This window comes from Ramlibacter lithotrophicus, from assembly GCF_012184415.1.
Classification (GTDB): domain Bacteria; phylum Pseudomonadota; class Gammaproteobacteria; order Burkholderiales; family Burkholderiaceae_C; genus Ramlibacter; species Ramlibacter lithotrophicus.
Genome location: NZ_VTOX01000002.1, coordinates 481269 through 496922, shown reverse-complemented (window position 1 = coordinate 496922; position 15654 = coordinate 481269). Strand labels below are relative to the sequence as shown.

The following is a 15654-nucleotide window of genomic DNA, read 5'->3' as shown; positions in this document are numbered from 1 at the left end:
GCCGGTCAGGATTCCTTGTCGTCGAGCGACGCGCTCCAGCGGTCGCCCCAGCCGCGCTGCGCGTCGTCGAGTTCGCGCCGTCCGCGCTTGGTGGGGCGCCCCTGTTCGATGGCCAGGGCGGGCTCGGGCGCGAGGCGCCGCCGCTCGGCGGCCTGCTCCCGCGCCTTGATGCTGTCGGGCGTTTCCTCGTACAGCTGCTGGGCCACCGGCGCCGGGCCCCGCGTGCCGGACAGGCCTTTCACCACCACGGTGCGCGTGACGGGGCCCTGGCGCAGCCCGACGGTGTCGCCGATCTTGACTTCGCGCGCCGGCTTGACCTCCTGGCCGTTGACCTCGACGCGCCCGCGGGCGATTTCCTCGCTGGCCAGGGTCCGCGTCTTGTAGAACCGCGCGGCCCACAGCCACTTGTCGATCCGAAGCTTGTCCATCAGGACGGATTCTCCGCCAGCGGCAGTCGCACTGTTGTATCAAGGCCCGCGACGCGGCCGGCCTCGCCCTCGGGGGCGGGCATTTCGCGGTTGTCCAGGCTGATGGTGCCGCCCAGGGCGGCCACCACTTCGTGCGAGATCGCCAGCCCCAGCCCCGACCCGGTGCGCGGGTCGCCCGGGGAGAACGGCTGGAACAGGCGGGGCCGCAGCTCGGCGGCGATGCCGGGTCCGCTGTCGCGCAGGCGGAGCACGGCGGCGCCCGCCTCGGCCGCCACCCACACCGACAGCGGGCCGCCGTCCGGCGAGTGCCGGATCGCGTTGTGCAGCAGGTTGCGCGTGAGCTCGCGCAGCATCCATTCGTGCGAGCGTACCGGCGCCGGCGCAGTGGCGAGCTCGAAATCGAGGTCCTTGCCGGCGACCAGCGGCGACAGCTCGAGCGCCACCGTGCGCACCACCTCGGCCAGGTCGAGCACAGGGGCGTCGCGCTGCTGGCGCAGCTGCTCGACCTTGGCCAGCGCCAGCATCTGGTTCGCCAGCGCGGTCGCGCGGTCGACCGTGTCGTTGATCTCGAGGAGCGCCTGGCGCGGCTCGACGTCGCCATGCAGCGCGGACTGGACCTGGGTCTTCAATACCGCAAGCGGCGTGCGCAGCTGGTGCGCCGTGTCGCGCACGAACCGCTTCTGGTTGTCCAGCAGGTGCGCGAGCCTGGCCATGACGTGGTTGGTGGCGTCGAGCAGCGGCAGCACCTCGCGCGGCGCGTCGGGGGCACCGATCGGGGTCAGGTCGTTCTCGGCACGCCCTTCGAGCTCGGTGCTGAGCCGCCGCACCGGCCGCATGCCGGCCTGAACGACGATCACCACCACCAGCGCAATCACGGCCACCAGCACGGCCTGTCGCCAGGCCGTGTCGACCAGGATCTGGCGGGCGAGCGCGCGGCGCAGCTGCAGCGTTTCCGCGACCTGCACCACCGCCATGCCGCGGCCGGCGACGCTGACCACCGGCTGCAGCAGGATTGCCACGCGCACCTCTTCCTCGCCCATCCGGGCATCGTAGAAGTCGACCAGGGCCGCGTACGGCGGACGCTGCGGCAGCTGGCCGCGCCAGAACGGCAGCTCGGCGAAGCCGGAGATCATCTCGCCGTCCAGGCTCGACACGCGATAGAAGAGGCGGCTGCGATTGTCGGCCTCGAAGGCTTCCAGCGCGGAATAAGGCACCGTGGCACGGACGCGAGCCAAGTCGTCGTAGCCTTCCACGTCGAGCTGCTCGCCGATCACCTTCGCCGAGGCGAGCAAGGTGCGGTCGTACGCCGTGTTCGCCGCCGCCAGCGCCTGCGAATACAGGCTGGCGGTGTTGAGGGCGATCAGCCCCAGCACCGGCACCAGGATCCCCGCCAGCAGGTAGCGGCGCAACGAGCGCGGCGCCTTCATGCGGCCTTCAGCAGGTAGCCCAGCCCGCGCAGGGTCATCAGCACGGTGCCGGTGTGGGCGAGCTTCTTGCGCAGCCGGTAGACCACCACCTCGATCGCTTCGTACTGCACGTCGGCCTGGCCCGGGAACACCAGCTCGAACAGCTTTTCCTTGGCCACCGCATGCCCCGGACGCGCCATCAGCGCCTGCAGCAGGGCGGCTTCGCGCGGCGTGAGCTCCAGCACCTCGTCGCGCACGTAGAACGCGCCGCTGCCACGGTCGTGCCGCAGCGCCCCCACGCGCGAGCCGCCGCCGTTCGCCGGCGCGGCGTCGCCGCGGCGCCGGGCGAGGGCGTGCAGCCGTGCCTCCAGTTCGTCCAGGTCGAAGGGCTTGGGCAGGTAGTCGTCGGCGCCGCTGTTGAGGCCGATGATGCGATCGCCCACGGTCCCGCGCGCCGTGAGCACCAGCACCGGAGTCGCCAGCCCGCGCTGGCGTGCCGCTTCGAGCACCTGCAATCCGTCCAGGCCCGGCAGGGTCAGGTCCAGCACCACCACGTCCGGGCCGCCCGCTTGCCATGCGGCGAGTGCGCGCAGGCCGTCGCCGCAGCCTTCCACCTGCATGCCGCGGCGGGCGAGGGCGCGCTCCAGGGTGCTGCGCATCGCGGGATCGTCTTCGACCAGCAGGATCTTCATCGGGTTGAGCCAGCGGATTTTGTCCTGGACTGTAGTAGTTTCCCCAATCCCGAGGACAGCCGTTTGACAGGCAGCGGGCGCATCATCCCGGCGTCGACCGGACAAACACCCAAGGAGCAACCGATGCGTCGTGATACCTTCCTCAAGTCGCTGGCCGCGCTGGCCGCCGCCGGCGCGCTGCCGCTGCCCGCTGCCGCGGCCGCCAGCATCAAGATGATGATCCCGGCCAACCCGGGCGGCGGCTGGGACACGACGGGCCGGGCGCTCGGCAAGGCGCTGCAGGAAGCCAAGGTGGCCGACAGCGTCAGCTACGAGAACAAGGGCGGCGCCGCCGGCGCGCTGGGCCTGGCGCAGTTCGTCAACGCCAGCAAGGGCGACCCCAACGCGCTGATGGTCATGGGTGCCGTGATGCTGGGCGGCATCATCACCGGCAAGCCTCCGGTGAGCCTGACGCAGGCGACGCCGATCGCGCGCCTGACGAGCGAGTACAACGTCTTCGTCCTGCCGGCCAACTCGCCGCACAAGACGATGGCCGACGTCGTCGCGCAGCTGAAGAAGGACCCCGGCAGCGTGAAATGGGCGGGCGGCTCGCGCGGGTCCACCGAGCACATCGCCGCCGCGATGATCGCGCGCGAGGTGGGCGCCGATCCGGCGAAGATCAACTACGTCGCCTTCCGGGGAGGCGGCGAGGCTGTCGCCGCCATCCTCGGCGGCAACGTCACGGTGGGCGGCAGCGGCTACAGCGAGTTCGCGGAGTACATCGCGGCGGGCAAGATGAAGGCGATCGGCGTCACTTCGGGTACCCGCCTCAAGGGCATCAACGTGCCGACGCTCAAGGAGCAGGGCATCAACGTCGAGATCGGCAACTGGCGCGGCGTCTACGGCGCTCCCGGCATCAACCCGGCGCAGCGCAAGGCGCTCACCGACATGGTGCTCGCGGCGCTGAAGACCAGGTCGTGGGCCGAGTCGCTCGAAAAGAACAACTGGACGCCCGCGGTCCTGGCCGGTCCGGCCTTCGAGAAGTTCGTCGACGACGAATTCGCCAGCCTGCGCGCGACGATGGTCAAGTCCGGGATGATCTGAAGCCCGGTTGCCGCGAGCGACCAGCGACGCCCGGCCGAGCCGGGCGTTCTTGTTGACCCGGAGGATACAGCAATGACACAGGCTCGCGATCCCCGCTGGCTGCAGACCCTGGTCGGCTCGGCCGTGGTGCTGATCGCACTGGCGCTCGGCGCCGGGGCGGTCTCGATTCCCTCCGGCGCCGGCTATGGCGGCGTCGGGCCCAACTTCCTGCCGTGGGCGGTGGCGGGCGGCCTGGCGGTGTGCGGCATCCTGATCGTCCGCGAGGCGCGCACCGGGGGCTTCCGGAACATGGAGGCCCCTTCCGGCGCGGCGCGCGCCGACTGGATCGCTTTCGTGTGGGTGTCGGCGGGCCTGCTCGCGAACGCCGCCCTGATCACCACCATCGGATTCATCCTGAGCTGCGGGCTGTGCTACCTGCTGGCGGTGCAGGGCCTGCGCGGCGCCGCCGGGCAGCCGGCCATGCGGCCGCGGACGCTGGCGGTGGACCTGACCACGGGCATCGCGATCGCCGCACCGGTGTTCTGGACCTTCACCCAGTTCCTCGCCATCAACCTGCCCGGGATCACCGGCACCGGGTGGCTCTGAAATGGACCCCCACGCTCACTTGCGTTCGCTGCCCCCCGAGGGGGCTTCAGTCTCCTTGAGGCGGCTCGGCGGAGACTGACATGGAGATTCTCAACGCCCTGATGCAGGGCTTCGCGACCGCGATCTCGCCGGCCAACCTGGTATGGGCGCTGGTCGGTTGTGCGCTTGGCACCGCCGTCGGCGTGCTCCCCGGCATCGGCCCGGCCGTCGCGGTGGCGATGCTGCTGCCGATCACCGCCAAGGTCGAAGTCACCGCGTCGATGATCTTCTTCGCCGGCATCTACTACGGCGCGATGTACGGCGGTTCGACCACCTCCATCCTGCTGAACACGCCGGGAGAGACGGCCACCATGGTCACGGCCATGGAAGGCAACAGGATGGCCAAGAGCGGGCGCGCCGGCGCCGCGCTGGCGACCGCGGCGATCGGATCCTTCGTCGCCGGCACCGTGGCCACGGTGATCGTGACGCTCTTCGCGCCCTCGGTCGCCGAGTTCGCGGTCAAGCTCGGGCCGCCGGAGTATTTCCTGCTGATGGTGCTGGCGTTCACCACCGTGAGCGCGGTGCTGGGGCAGAGCACGCTGCGCGGCATGACGGCGCTGCTGGTCGGGCTCGCGGTCGGCCTGATCGGCCTGGACCAGATCTCGGGCCAGGCACGCTACACCTATGGCGTCCCGGAGCTGCTGGACGGCATCGAGATCGTGCTGGTCGCGGTCGGCCTGTTCGCCGTGGCGGAGGTGCTGTACGCGGCGATGTACGAGGGCCGGGTGAAGGAATCGCAGAACCGGCTTTCGCGCGTGCACATGACCCGCCGCGACTGGAAGCGCTCGATCCCGGCGTGGCTGCGCGGCACCGCCATCGGCGCGCCGTTCGGGTGCATTCCGGCCGGCGGCACCGAGATTCCCACGTTCCTCAGCTATGCGGCCGAGAAGAAGCTGGCCAAGGACGAGAACCTCGCCGAGTTCGGCCACCAGGGCGCCATCGAGGGCGTGGCCGGTCCAGAGGCCGCCAACAATGCCACCGTCACCACGGCGCTGATCCCGCTGCTGACACTGGGCATTCCGACGTCCAACACCACGGCGATCCTGCTGGGCGCGTTCCAGAACTACGGCATCAATCCCGGGCCGCAGCTGTTCACGACCTCGGCGGCGCTGGTGTGGGCCCTGATCGCGTCGCTGTACATCGGCAACGTGATGCTGCTGGTGCTGAACCTGCCGATGGTGGGGTTGTGGGTCAAGCTGCTGAAGATCCCCAAGCCGCAGCTGTATGCCGGCATCCTGATCTTCGCCACCGTGGGCGCCTACGGCATGCGCCAGAGCGCCTTCGACCTCGTGCTGCTGTATGGCATCGGCGTGGTGGGCGTGCTGATGCGGCGGTTCGACTTCCCGACGGCGCCGGTGGTCGTGGGCATGATCCTGGGGCCGCTGGCCGAAGCGCAGATGCGCAATGCGGTCTCCATCGGGGAAGGCAGTTTCATGGTGTTCCTGCAGCGCCCGATGTCGCTCGTGATGATCGCGCTCATCCTGGCGGTGCTGCTGCTGCCCCGGATCCTCCGTGCCACCTTCCGGCGAGAAAGCGCCGCGGATGCGGGTTGACGCCAAGCCGCGGAACGGCCGAGTTCGGCTATCCTCTTTTCGCCCCCGGATTCGCGCGGCGAGGGCCGGGGCAACCAACAAGTCTTCAGCAACAGGAGAACGATCCATGAGCAAACTCACCAAGCATTGGCTGCCGCTGGCCGTGGCACTCGGCACGCTGGTCAGCGCACCGGCCGCGATGGCCGGCAAGACGCTGGACGGCGTGAAGTCGCGTGGCCAGCTGGTCTGCGGTGTGCACACCGGCCTGGCCGGGTTCTCCGCCGCCGATTCGACCGGCAAGTGGTCCGGCCTCGACGTCGACATGTGCAAGGCCGTGGCGGCCGCCGTGCTGGGCGACGCCGAGAAGGTGAAATACGTGCCGCTGACGGCCCAGCAGCGCTTCACGGCGCTGCAGTCCGGCGAAATCGACCTGCTGTCGCGCAACACGACGTTCACCCTGACCCGAGACGCCTCCCTGGGCCTGAACCAGACGGTGGTGACCTACTACGACGGCCAGGGCTTCATCGTGCCGAAGAAGAGCAACATCAAGAGCGCCAAGCAGTTCAAGAACCAGACCGTGTGCGTGCAGTCCGGCACGACGACCGAAAAGAACCTGACCGACTATTCCAAGGCCAACAACCTGAACATCAAGACCGTGGTGTTCGAGAAGGAGGAAGCGGCGACCGCCGCCTACTTCTCAGGGCGCTGCATCTCGTACACGACTGACGCGTCGGGCCTGGCGTCGATCCGCAACAAGGTGGCGCAGAACCCCGCCGACCACGTCATCCTGCCTGAGCTGATCTCCAAGGAGCCGCTGGGGCCGCTGGTGCGCCGCGGCGACGACGAGTGGTTCGCCATCGTCAAGTGGACGATCTACGGCCTGATCGAGGCCGAGGAGTACGGCATCACGCAGGCCAGCGTGGACCAGCTGAAGGGCTCGAGCCAGGACCCGGTCGTCAAGCGCATCCTGGGCACCGGCGAGGACATGGGCAAGCTGGTCGGCCTGGACAAGGACTGGATGGCCCGCGCGATCAAGGCCGTCGGCAACTACGGCGAGATCTTCGAGCGCAACGTCGGCCCCAAGTCGACGCTGGGCCTGCCGCGGGGCATCAACAACCAGTGGAACAAGGGCGGGCTGATGTACGCCCCGCCGATGCGCTGATTGACGGCCGAACGTTGACGCTCTTGCCCGCCGGCGCCGGTGTCGCGCGCCCGGCGGCGTCTTCCTGACCCGCATGCAGTCAAAGAGCCCGCCTTCCAAGAGTCCCTGGTCCTGGCGCAGCCGCGCCTTCCGGGGGCTCGTGTACCAGCTCGTGGCGCTCGCCGTCATCGGGCTCGCGGCCTGGTTCCTCTGGTCGAACACGCTCACCAACATGCGCGTGCGCGGGATCCAGAGCGGCTTCGATTTCCTGACGCAGCCCGCCGGTTTCTCGATCGGCGAAAGCCTCTATGCGTTTGATTCCGCGGAGTCGTACCTGCGCGCTTTCGGGGTCGGCCTGACCAACACCTTGCGCGTCGCGATCGCCGGCATCGTGCTCGCCACCTTGCTCGGAACGCTGATCGGCATCGGCCGCTTCTCGCGCAACGGGCTGGTGCGCGGGCTGTGCTCGGCGTACGTTGAACTGTTCCGCAACGTGCCGGTGCTGCTGCAGTTGCTGGTCTGGTACCTGGTGCTCACGGAAGTCCTGCCGGCCATCCAGGACGCATGGAAGGTGGGGCCCTTCTTCCTCAGCAAGGGCGGCATGAACTTCCCCGCCCCGGTCTGGGGTCCGGGTGAAGCTTGGGTGGGCCTGGGCCTGCTGGGCGGGCTCGTCGCCGCATGGTTCTACCGGCGCTGGGCGCGCCGGCACTTCGAGCTCACCGGCCACGCCAGGAGCATGTTCTGGTTGCCGCTGCTGCTGGTGCTGGCGCTCGCGTTCGCCGGCTGGGTGGCGGGCGGCGCGTCCACCGTGCTCGACTACCCGAGGAAAGGCGAGTTCGCGGTGGAGCACGGCGGCGCGCTGACGCCGGAATTCATGGCCCTGCTGCTGGGCCTGACCATGTACACGGCGGCCTTCATCGCCGAGGTGGTGCGGTCGGGCATCGCTTCGGTGCCCGGCGGGCAGGCCGAGGCCGCGGCGGCGCTGGGCCTGGACCGCCGCCTGGAGATCCGCCTGATCCTGCTGCCGCAGGCGCTGCGCGTCATCATCCCGCCGCTCACCAACCAGTACCTGAACCTGACCAAGAATTCCTCGCTGGCGGTCGCCATCGGCTACCCCGACATCGTGTCGATCGCCAACACCGCCATGAACCAGACCGGCCGGGCGGTGGAATGCATCGCCATCCTGATGTCGGTGTATCTCACGCTGTCGCTGCTGACGTCGGCCGGCATGAACTGGTACAACGCCCGCGTGGCGATCAAGGAGCGGTGATGGACGGCACCAGCCCCGGCGCCAGCGGCTTTCGTCCGGTCCCGGCCCGCCCCGCACCGCGCGCGACCGAGGGCGTGCTGCCCTGGATGCGCGCGAACCTGTTCGGCAGCTGGCAGACGACGTTCGCCACGTTCGTGCTCGGAGCCGTGCTGCTCTGGGTGCTGCCGAAACTCGTTGACTGGGCGCTGCTGCGCGCCGTCTGGACGCCCGACCTGGCGGCGTGCAAGGCGATGGAAGGCATGGGCGCCTGCTGGGGCGTCGTCGCCGAGAAGTACCGCATCATCATCTTCGGGCGCTACCCGTACGAGGAGCAGTGGCGGCCGCTGGCGGCGACCGTGCTGATGGTGGCGATGCTCGTGGCAAGCTGCACCCGCCCGTTCTGGAAACGCTGGCTCGTGCTGGCATGGGCGGCGGTGCTGGCGGTCTTCTTCGTTCTGATGCTCGGCGGGGTCCTCGGCCTGTCGAAGGTCGAGACCGACCGCTGGGGCGGCCTGCCGCTGACGATCCTGCTGTCGTCGCTGTCGATCGTGATGGCCTTCCCGATCGCGCTGCTGGTGGCGCTGGGGCGGCGTTCCAACCTGCCGGCGATCCGCGCGTTCTGCACCATCTACGTCGAACTGATCCGGGGCGTGCCGCTGATCTCGGTGCTGTTCATGGCCTCGTTCATGTTTCCGCTGTTCATGCCCCCGGGCTTGACGATCGACGTCCTGATCCGGGTGCTGGTGGGCATCACCCTGTTCGCGGCGGCCTACCTGGCCGAGGTGATCCGCGGCGGCCTGCAGGCGGTGCCCAAGGGGCAGGTGGAGGCGGCGGCGACGCTGGGCCTGTCCTACTGGCAGACGCAGCGCAAGATCGTGCTGCCGCAGGCGCTGGCGATGGTGGTGCCGAGCATCGTCAACAGCTTCATCTCCATCTTCAAGGACACCTCGCTGGTCAGCATCGTGAGCCTGTACGAGCTCACGGGCGCGCTCGACCTCGCCGTGAACGCCGACGCGAACTGGAAGCCGTTCAAGCTGCAGGGCTACTTCTTCATCGCCCTGATCTATTTCCTCTTCTGCTTTGCCATGTCCCGCTACAGCCAGTGGGTGGAAAGGCAGCTCAACGCGGGCAGGCGCCGCTGACCGGGACTCCATGGCCGAATCGATCATCCGCTTCGAAAAAGTCAACAAGTGGTACGGGAACAATTTCCACGTGCTGCGCGACATCGACCTCAACGTGGCGCGGGGCGAGAAGATCGTCATCTGCGGTCCGTCGGGCTCGGGCAAGTCCACGCTGATCCGCTGCATCAACCGGCTGGAGGAGCACCAGGAGGGGCGCCTCGTCGTCGACGGCGTGGAGCTGAGCGACGACGTCAAGGCCGTCGACGAGGTGCGCAAGAAGGTGGGCATGGTGTTCCAGCAGTTCAACCTGTTCCCGCACCTCACCGTGCTGGACAACCTGACGCTGTCGCCGATGTGGGTCGGCAAGCTGCCGCGCAAGGAAGCCGTGGAGAAGGCGATGCAGCAGCTGGAGCGCGTGCGCATCGCCGACCAGGCCGGCAAGTATCCGCTGCAGCTTTCGGGCGGCCAGCAGCAGCGCGTGGCGATCGCCCGGGCGCTGTGCCTCACGCCGAAGATCATGCTGTTCGACGAGCCGACCTCCGCGCTCGACCCGGAGATGATCAAGGAGGTGCTGGACGTGATGATCGAACTGGCCGACCAGGGCATCACCATGCTGTGCGTGACGCACGAGATGGGCTTCGCCAAGGCGGTCGCCGACTGCGTCATCTTCATGGACGAGGGACAGATCGTCGAGAGCAGTCCGCCGCACGAGTTCTTCAACAATCCGAAGAGCGAACGCAGCCGGGACTTCCTGTCGAAGATCCTCGGCCACTGACCCGGCCGTGCCGGCCCGCCGTACATCCCGCCATGGCCGCTTCCTCGCCCGCGACGCCGTCCCTGCCGCTCGACGGTGAAAGCATCCTGGCGCTGGCCGCGCGGTCGATGTTCCAGCTGTTCTCGAGCATCAGCCAGGGCATGTTCCTGGTGGACCGCACCGGCCGCATCGTGTGGCTCAACGAGGGCTACAAGCGCTTCCTGCCGGCCCTCGGGTTCTCGTCCGCCGAGGAGGTGGTGGGCCACATGATCGAGGACGTCGTGCCCAACACGCAGATGCGCCGCGTGCTGGAGACCGGCCAGCCGATCCTGGTGGACCTGCTGACGAACCGTGCCGGCACCTTCGTCGTCAGCCGCATTCCGCTGCGCGACGAGCACGGCGGCGAGCTGATCGGCGCGATCGGCATCGTGCTGTTCGACCATCCCGAGACGACGCTGCAGCCCCTGATCAGCAAGTTCGCGCGGTTGCAGCGCGACCTCGACGACGCCCGGCGCGAACTTGCCAGCCAGCGCCGTACCAAGTACACGCTGGCCAGCTTCGTGGGCTCCAGCCCGCCCGCCGTGGAGGTGAAGCGCCAGGCGCGCCGCGCGGCCGTCTCGTCCAGCCCGGTGCTGCTGCTCGGCGAGACCGGCACCGGCAAGGAACTGCTGGCGCATGCGATCCACGCCGCCTCCGCGCGCACCGGCGGCCCGCTGGTGAGCGTCAACATTGCGGCCGTGCCGGACACGTTGCTCGAGGCCGAATTTTTCGGGGTGGCGCCCGGCGCGTACACGGGCGCCGATCGCAAGGGCCGGGTGGGCAAGTTCAAGCTCGCCGACGGCGGCACGCTGTTCCTCGACGAGATCGGCGACATGCCGCTGGCGCTGCAGCCCAAGCTGCTGCGGGCGCTGCAGGAGGGCGAGATCGAGCCGCTGGGCTCCAACAAGGTGGTGCCGTTCGACGCGCGCGTGATCGCGGCGACATCGCGCGACCTCGGGGCCCTGGTGCGCGAAGGCAGGTTTCGCGAAGACCTCTTCTATCGCCTCAACGTGCTGCCGATCCGCGTGCCGCCGCTGCGCGAACGGCGCACCGACATCCCGTCGCTGGTGGAAGTGCTGGCCGAGGACATCGCGGCGCGCGGCGGCTCGGCGGCGCCGGAGCTCACTGCCGATGCCATGGGCCTGCTGGCCGCGCAGAGCTGGCGCGGCAACATTCGCGAGCTGCGCAACGTCCTGGAGCAGGCCGCCATGCGCAGCGATACGCCGCGGATCGACGCGGCCCAGGTCGCGGCCGTGCTGCGCGAGGCCGGCGTCCGGGAGATCGTCGCGCCCATCGTCACGGCGCCGGCGCCGCAGGCCTCCGGCGCAAGCGCGCTTCGGCCGCTGGCCGAGCAGGTCGGCGAACTCGAGCGCCGGGCGATCGCCGCAGCCCTCGCGGCCACGGGCGGGAACAAGCTGGCAGCCGCCAGGCTGCTGGGCATCTCGCGGGCCAAGCTGTACGAACGGCTGGCGACGATGGCTGAATTTCAGTCAATGCCTGAAATGTGGACAGTCGAAACTGCGTCGTTTCCGGACACTTCATCACCGAACTGAGCAAATTTCCTTTGGAATCAACGGCCCGCGACCTGGCACGGACCGTGCGTTCCGGTTTATCCAAATCTGCAGTCCAACAGGAGACACACATGCAACGCCGCACCTGGGTCGCGCTCGCCGCACTCGCCGCCTCCACCTTCGCCGCCCCGGTCGTCCTGGCCCAGGCCAAGGAGATCAGGATCGCCCACGTCTACAGCCGCACCGGCCCGCTGGAGGCGTACGGCAAGCAGACGCAGACCGGACTGATGATGGGCCTGGACTACGCCACGGGCGGGACCATGACCGTCAACGGCCGCAAGATCGTCGTGATCGAGAAGGACGACCAGGGCAAGCCCGACCTGGGCAAGTCGCTCCTCGCGACCGCCTATTCCGACGACAAGGCCGACCTCGCGATCGGTCCGACGTCGTCGGGCGTCGCGCTGGCGATGCTGCCCGTCGCCGAGGAATACAAGAAGATCCTGCTGGTGGAACCCGCGGTCGCGGATTCCATCACCGGCGACAAGTGGAACAAGTACATCTTCCGCACCGGCCGCAACAGCTCGCAGGACGCGATCTCCAACGCCGTGGCGCTGGACAAGCCGGGCGTGACCATCGCCACGCTGGCGCAGGACTACGCGTTCGGGCGCGACGGCGTGAAGGCGTTCAAGGAGTCGGTCAAGAAGGCCAGGATCGTCCACGAGGAATACCTGCCCGCGAACACCACCGACTTCACGGCCGGCGCGCAGCGCCTGATCGACAAGCTGAAGGACGTGCCGGGCCGCAAGGTGATCTGGATCGTGTGGGCCGGCGCCGGCAACCCGTTCAAGATCGCCGACCTGGACCTGAAGCGCTACGGCATCGAAATCGCCACCGGCGGCAACATCCTGCCGGCGATGGCCTCCTACAAGCAGTTCCCCGGGATGGAAGGGGCGACCTACTACTACTTCGGCATCCCGAAGAACCCTGTGAACGAGGCGCTGGTGGCCAGCCACTACAAGCAGTTCAAGAGTCCGCCGGACTTCTTCACGGCCGGCGGCTTCTCCGCCGCGATGGCCGTGGTGACCGCGCTGAAGAAGACGAACGGCGACACGGCCGCGAACAAGCTGATCGCCGCCATGGAGGGCATGAGCTTCGACACGCCCAAGGGCAGGATGACCTTCCGCAAGGAGGACCACCAGGCGATGCAGAGCATGTACCACTTCAAGATCAAGGCCGACCCGGCGTTCGCGTGGGGCGTGCCGGAGCTGGTGCGCGAGATCAAGCCGGAAGAGATGCAGGTCCCGATCCGCAACAAGCGCTGATTCACTGAAAAATCGCCGCGCGATTTTCCAGTGCCCTGATCAGCGCATGGAGGACCGGCGAAGCCGGATCCTCCATGCAAGGGAGACCGCGCTGCACGTTGTTCCGCGCGGTCCTGGACCTCGCGGCCCCCGCGAGGCGGAGGCCGCTCGCGGCGACGACCAATCCATCATGAGCCTGCTCGCCACCCGTGACCTCACCGTGCGCTTCGGCGGCCACGTCGCCGTCGACCGCGTGACCTGCTCGTTCGAGCCGGGCACGTTGACGGCGATCGTCGGCCCGAACGGCGCGGGCAAGACCACCTACTTCAACCTGATCTCGGGTCAGCTCAAGGCGTCGGCCGGCGAGGTGACGCTCGATGGCCGCGACGTCTCGGGACTCTCGGCGTCGGAGCGCACGCGGGCCGGCCTCGGCCGTGCGTTCCAGCTCACCAACCTGTTCCCGCGCCTGACGGTGCTGGAGAACGTGCGGCTGGCGGTACAGGCCACGCGCGACGGGGCACACCGGCGCGGCTTCAACCTGTGGAGCATCTGGAGCGACCACGCCGGCCTGCTGGCCCGAGCCGACGAGATCCTCGCGGCGGTCGACATGAAGGCCAAGGAGCACGAACTGGTCGCCAGCCTGCCGCACGGCGACCAGCGCAAGCTGGAAGTGGCCCTGCTGATGGCGCTCGAGCCGTCCGTGTTCATGTTCGACGAGCCCACCGCCGGCATGAACGCCGCCGAAGCGCCGGTGATCCTCGACCTGATCCGGCAGCTCAAGGCCGACCGCAGCAAGACGATCCTGCTGGTGGAGCACAAGATGGACGTGGTGCGGGAACTGGCCGACCGGATCATCGTGCTGCACAACGGGCAGCTGGTGGCGGACGGCGAGCCGGCGGAGGTCATTGCGTCGCCGATCGTCCAGGAGGCTTACCTGGGCGTGGCGCCCGCGGGGCGCGACGCCCAGGACGCCTCCGGCTCCGCCGGTCGCCCTGATGACGCTCCCCCCCACCCCAACCCTCCCCCTCGAGGGGGAGGGGCCGAAGACACGCGCGCCGGCCGGGTTGAAAAGCCATGAGCGACGCACTCCTCACGCTCGAAGGCGTGCACACGCACATCGGCGCGTACCACATCCTGCATGGCGTCGACTTCGTCGTGCCGCGCGGGCAACTGACGCTGCTGCTGGGGCGCAACGGCGCGGGCAAGACGACGACGCTGCGCACCGTCATGGGACTGTGGCGCGCGTCGGCCGGCCGCATCACCTTCGACGGGCGCGACATCACCCGCCTCGACACGCAGAAGATCGCTTCCCTCGACGTCGCCTACGTCCCCGAGAACATGGGGATCTTCGCCGACCTCACCGTGAAGGAGAACATGTTGCTGGCGGCGCGTGGTGCGCGCACGGCCGCGCACATGGACCGGCAGCGACTGCAGTGGATCTTCCACCTGTTTCCCGCGGTGGAGAAGTTCTGGAACCACCCGGCCGGCAAGCTCTCGGGCGGGCAGAAGCAGATGCTCGCCGTCGCCCGGGCGATCGTGGAGCCGCGCCAGCTGCTGATCGTCGACGAGCCGAGCAAGGGGCTGGCGCCGGCCATCATCAACAACATGATCGACGCCTTCCAGCAACTGAAGGCGAGCGGCGTGACGATCCTGCTCGTGGAGCAGAACATCAATTTCGCGAAGCGCCTGGGCGACACGGTGGCCGTGATGGACAACGGTGCCGTGGCGCACACCGGGACGATGCGCGCGCTGGCCGAGGACGAGGCCCTGCAGCGCTCGCTGCTGGGGTTGGCGATATGAGAGACCTCGACTGGAAGCCGCTGGCGCTGGTGCCGCTGCTGGCCTTGCTGGTGCTGCCGTTCATCGGTTCCGTTTCGACCTGGGTCACGCTCACCGTGGCCGGGCTGGCGATGGGGATGATCGTGTTCATCATCGCGTCCGGCCTGACGCTGGTGTTCGGGCTGATGGACGTCCTGAACTTCGGGCATGGCGTGTTCATCGCGCTGGGCGCGTTCGTTGCAACGAGCGTGCTGGGCAGCATGGCCGACTACACGGCGTCGGCGAGCCTGTGGACCAACCTGCTGGCGGTGTTCCCGGCCATGCTGGTGGCGATGCTGGTCGCGGGCGCCGTCGGCCTGGCCTTCGAGCGCTTCATCGTGCGGCCGGTCTACGGCAACCACCTCAAGCAGATCCTGATCACGATGGGCGGCATGATCATCGGCGAGGAGCTGATCAAGGTGATCTGGGGGCCGCTGCAGATCCCCTTGCCGCTGCCGGAAGGCATGCGCGGCGCCTTGCTGTTCGGCGACGCCGCCGTCGAGAAGTACCGGCTGCTGGCGGTCATCATCGGCCTGGCGGTCTTCGGTGCGCTGCTGTGGGTGCTGACTCGCACCAAGGTCGGCCTGCTGGTGCGCGCCGGGGTCCAGGACCGCGAAATGGTGGAGGCGCTCGGCTACCGCATCCGCACGCTGTTCATCGGCGTGTTCATGGTCGGCAGCGCGCTCGCCGGGCTGGGCGGCGTCATGTGGGGCCTGTACCAGCAGAGCGTCGTGCCGCAGATGGGCGCCCACGTCAACGTGCTGATCTTCATCGTGCTGATCATCGGCGGCCTGGGCTCGACGACGGGCGCGCTGATCGGCGCCCTCCTGGTGGGGTTGATGGCCAATTACACCGGCTTCCTGGTGCCCAAGGCGGCGCTGTTCTCCAACATCGCGCTGATGATGGCCATCCTGCTGTGGCGGCCGCAGGGCGTCTACGGCGCGAGCCGCTGAAG

15 protein-coding genes are annotated in these 15654 nt (G+C 68.7%); 12 read left to right on the top strand and 3 right to left on the bottom strand.

What is annotated here, in order from left to right:
- Positions 1–5: 5 nt before the first annotated feature.
- Genes RAMLITH_RS08430 through RAMLITH_RS08420 form a run of 3 tightly spaced genes read right to left on the bottom strand, consistent with a single transcriptional unit; the run spans position 6 to position 2526 of the window.
- The gene (locus RAMLITH_RS08430) at positions 6–428 is read right to left on the bottom strand and encodes an RNA-binding S4 domain-containing protein (RefSeq protein ID WP_168106915.1); all 423 of its coding nucleotides are present in this window, start codon (positions 426–428) and stop codon (positions 6–8) included.
- Positions 428–1855 carry a sensor histidine kinase gene (locus tag RAMLITH_RS08425; protein ID WP_168106914.1) on the bottom strand — a complete coding sequence of 476 codons (1428 nt, stop codon included), beginning with the start codon at positions 1853–1855 and terminating at the stop codon, positions 428–430. Before RAMLITH_RS08425 ends, RAMLITH_RS08430 begins: the two co-directional genes overlap by 1 nt.
- Complete coding sequence (locus RAMLITH_RS08420) at positions 1852–2526, bottom strand: response regulator transcription factor (RefSeq protein WP_168106913.1); 675 nt, start codon at positions 2524–2526, stop codon at positions 1852–1854. The genes RAMLITH_RS08425 and RAMLITH_RS08420 overlap by 4 nt, the downstream gene beginning before the upstream one ends.
- Positions 2527–2649: 123 nt before the next feature.
- Between RAMLITH_RS08420 and RAMLITH_RS08415 the strand changes: the two genes are divergently transcribed.
- The 12 genes from RAMLITH_RS08415 to RAMLITH_RS08360 all read left to right on the top strand — a co-directional run bounded on the left by RAMLITH_RS08415 (position 2650) and on the right by RAMLITH_RS08360 (position 15652).
- A complete protein-coding gene (locus tag RAMLITH_RS08415) occupies positions 2650–3609 on the top strand; it encodes a Bug family tripartite tricarboxylate transporter substrate binding protein (protein ID WP_168106912.1) in 960 nt (319 codons plus the stop codon).
- A 72-nt stretch (positions 3610–3681) separates the two neighbouring features.
- Complete coding sequence (locus RAMLITH_RS08410; RefSeq protein WP_168106911.1) at positions 3682–4194, top strand: tripartite tricarboxylate transporter TctB family protein; 513 nt, start codon at positions 3682–3684, stop codon at positions 4192–4194.
- Between the two features lie 80 nt (positions 4195–4274).
- Positions 4275–5786: a tripartite tricarboxylate transporter permease gene (locus RAMLITH_RS08405; RefSeq protein WP_168106910.1), complete on the top strand. Its 1512-nt coding sequence runs from the start codon at positions 4275–4277 to the stop codon at positions 5784–5786.
- Between the two features lie 106 nt (positions 5787–5892).
- Positions 5893–6927, top strand: coding sequence for an amino acid ABC transporter substrate-binding protein (locus RAMLITH_RS08400; RefSeq protein WP_168106909.1), 1035 nt, complete (start codon positions 5893–5895; stop codon positions 6925–6927).
- 73 nt (positions 6928–7000) lie between these two features.
- Positions 7001–8176 (top strand): amino acid ABC transporter permease, encoded by a 1176-nt coding sequence (locus tag RAMLITH_RS08395; protein WP_168106908.1) that lies wholly within the window; start codon positions 7001–7003, stop codon positions 8174–8176.
- Positions 8176–9297 carry an amino acid ABC transporter permease gene (locus tag RAMLITH_RS08390; RefSeq protein ID WP_168106907.1) on the top strand — a complete coding sequence of 374 codons (1122 nt, stop codon included), beginning with the start codon at positions 8176–8178 and terminating at the stop codon, positions 9295–9297. The genes RAMLITH_RS08395 and RAMLITH_RS08390 overlap by 1 nt, the downstream gene beginning before the upstream one ends.
- A 10-nt stretch (positions 9298–9307) precedes the next feature.
- Positions 9308–10051, top strand: a complete 744-nt coding sequence (locus RAMLITH_RS08385; RefSeq protein WP_168106906.1) for an amino acid ABC transporter ATP-binding protein — start codon at positions 9308–9310, stop codon at positions 10049–10051.
- 32 nt (positions 10052–10083) lie between these two features.
- Complete coding sequence (locus RAMLITH_RS08380; RefSeq protein WP_168106905.1) at positions 10084–11622, top strand: sigma-54 interaction domain-containing protein; 1539 nt, start codon at positions 10084–10086, stop codon at positions 11620–11622.
- A gap of 89 nt (positions 11623–11711) precedes the next feature.
- Entirely contained in the window at positions 11712–12902 is a 1191-nt protein-coding gene (locus RAMLITH_RS08375; RefSeq protein ID WP_168106904.1) for a substrate-binding domain-containing protein, read from the top strand.
- A gap of 169 nt (positions 12903–13071) precedes the next feature.
- Positions 13072–13959 carry an ABC transporter ATP-binding protein gene (locus RAMLITH_RS08370; protein ID WP_181017763.1) on the top strand — a complete coding sequence of 296 codons (888 nt, stop codon included), beginning with the start codon at positions 13072–13074 and terminating at the stop codon, positions 13957–13959.
- Positions 13956–14681, top strand: a complete 726-nt coding sequence (locus tag RAMLITH_RS08365) for an ABC transporter ATP-binding protein (protein ID WP_168106903.1) — start codon at positions 13956–13958, stop codon at positions 14679–14681. The genes RAMLITH_RS08370 and RAMLITH_RS08365 overlap by 4 nt, the downstream gene beginning before the upstream one ends.
- Positions 14678–15652 (top strand): branched-chain amino acid ABC transporter permease, encoded by a 975-nt coding sequence (locus RAMLITH_RS08360; protein WP_168106902.1) that lies wholly within the window; start codon positions 14678–14680, stop codon positions 15650–15652. Before RAMLITH_RS08365 ends, RAMLITH_RS08360 begins: the two co-directional genes overlap by 4 nt.
- Positions 15653–15654 lie beyond the last annotated feature (2 nt).

What these genes read in the sequence shown, in the direction of transcription:
- RAMLITH_RS08395 (WP_168106908.1), top strand. Translation starts at nt 7,001, where the DNA reads ATGCAGTCAAAGAGCCCGCCTTCCAAGAGTCCCTGGTCCTGGCGCAGC.
- RAMLITH_RS08400 (WP_168106909.1), top strand. Translation starts at nt 5,893, where the DNA reads ATGAGCAAACTCACCAAGCATTGGCTGCCGCTGGCCGTGGCACTCGGC.
- RAMLITH_RS08415 (WP_168106912.1), top strand. Translation starts at nt 2,650, where the DNA reads ATGCGTCGTGATACCTTCCTCAAGTCGCTGGCCGCGCTGGCCGCCGCC.
- RAMLITH_RS08405 (WP_168106910.1), top strand. Translation starts at nt 4,275, where the DNA reads ATGGAGATTCTCAACGCCCTGATGCAGGGCTTCGCGACCGCGATCTCG.
- RAMLITH_RS08370 (WP_181017763.1), top strand. Translation starts at nt 13,072, where the DNA reads ATGAGCCTGCTCGCCACCCGTGACCTCACCGTGCGCTTCGGCGGCCAC.
- RAMLITH_RS08385 (WP_168106906.1), top strand. Translation starts at nt 9,308, where the DNA reads ATGGCCGAATCGATCATCCGCTTCGAAAAAGTCAACAAGTGGTACGGG.
- RAMLITH_RS08380 (WP_168106905.1), top strand. Translation starts at nt 10,084, where the DNA reads ATGGCCGCTTCCTCGCCCGCGACGCCGTCCCTGCCGCTCGACGGTGAA.
- RAMLITH_RS08430 (WP_168106915.1), bottom strand. Translation starts at nt 428, where the DNA reads ATGGACAAGCTTCGGATCGACAAGTGGCTGTGGGCCGCGCGGTTCTAC.
- RAMLITH_RS08425 (WP_168106914.1), bottom strand. Translation starts at nt 1,855, where the DNA reads ATGAAGGCGCCGCGCTCGTTGCGCCGCTACCTGCTGGCGGGGATCCTG.
- RAMLITH_RS08410 (WP_168106911.1), top strand. Translation starts at nt 3,682, where the DNA reads ATGACACAGGCTCGCGATCCCCGCTGGCTGCAGACCCTGGTCGGCTCG.
- RAMLITH_RS08365 (WP_168106903.1), top strand. Translation starts at nt 13,956, where the DNA reads ATGAGCGACGCACTCCTCACGCTCGAAGGCGTGCACACGCACATCGGC.
- RAMLITH_RS08360 (WP_168106902.1), top strand. Translation starts at nt 14,678, where the DNA reads ATGAGAGACCTCGACTGGAAGCCGCTGGCGCTGGTGCCGCTGCTGGCC.
- RAMLITH_RS08390 (WP_168106907.1), top strand. Translation starts at nt 8,176, where the DNA reads ATGGACGGCACCAGCCCCGGCGCCAGCGGCTTTCGTCCGGTCCCGGCC.
- RAMLITH_RS08375 (WP_168106904.1), top strand. Translation starts at nt 11,712, where the DNA reads ATGCAACGCCGCACCTGGGTCGCGCTCGCCGCACTCGCCGCCTCCACC.
- RAMLITH_RS08420 (WP_168106913.1), bottom strand. Translation starts at nt 2,526, where the DNA reads ATGAAGATCCTGCTGGTCGAAGACGATCCCGCGATGCGCAGCACCCTG.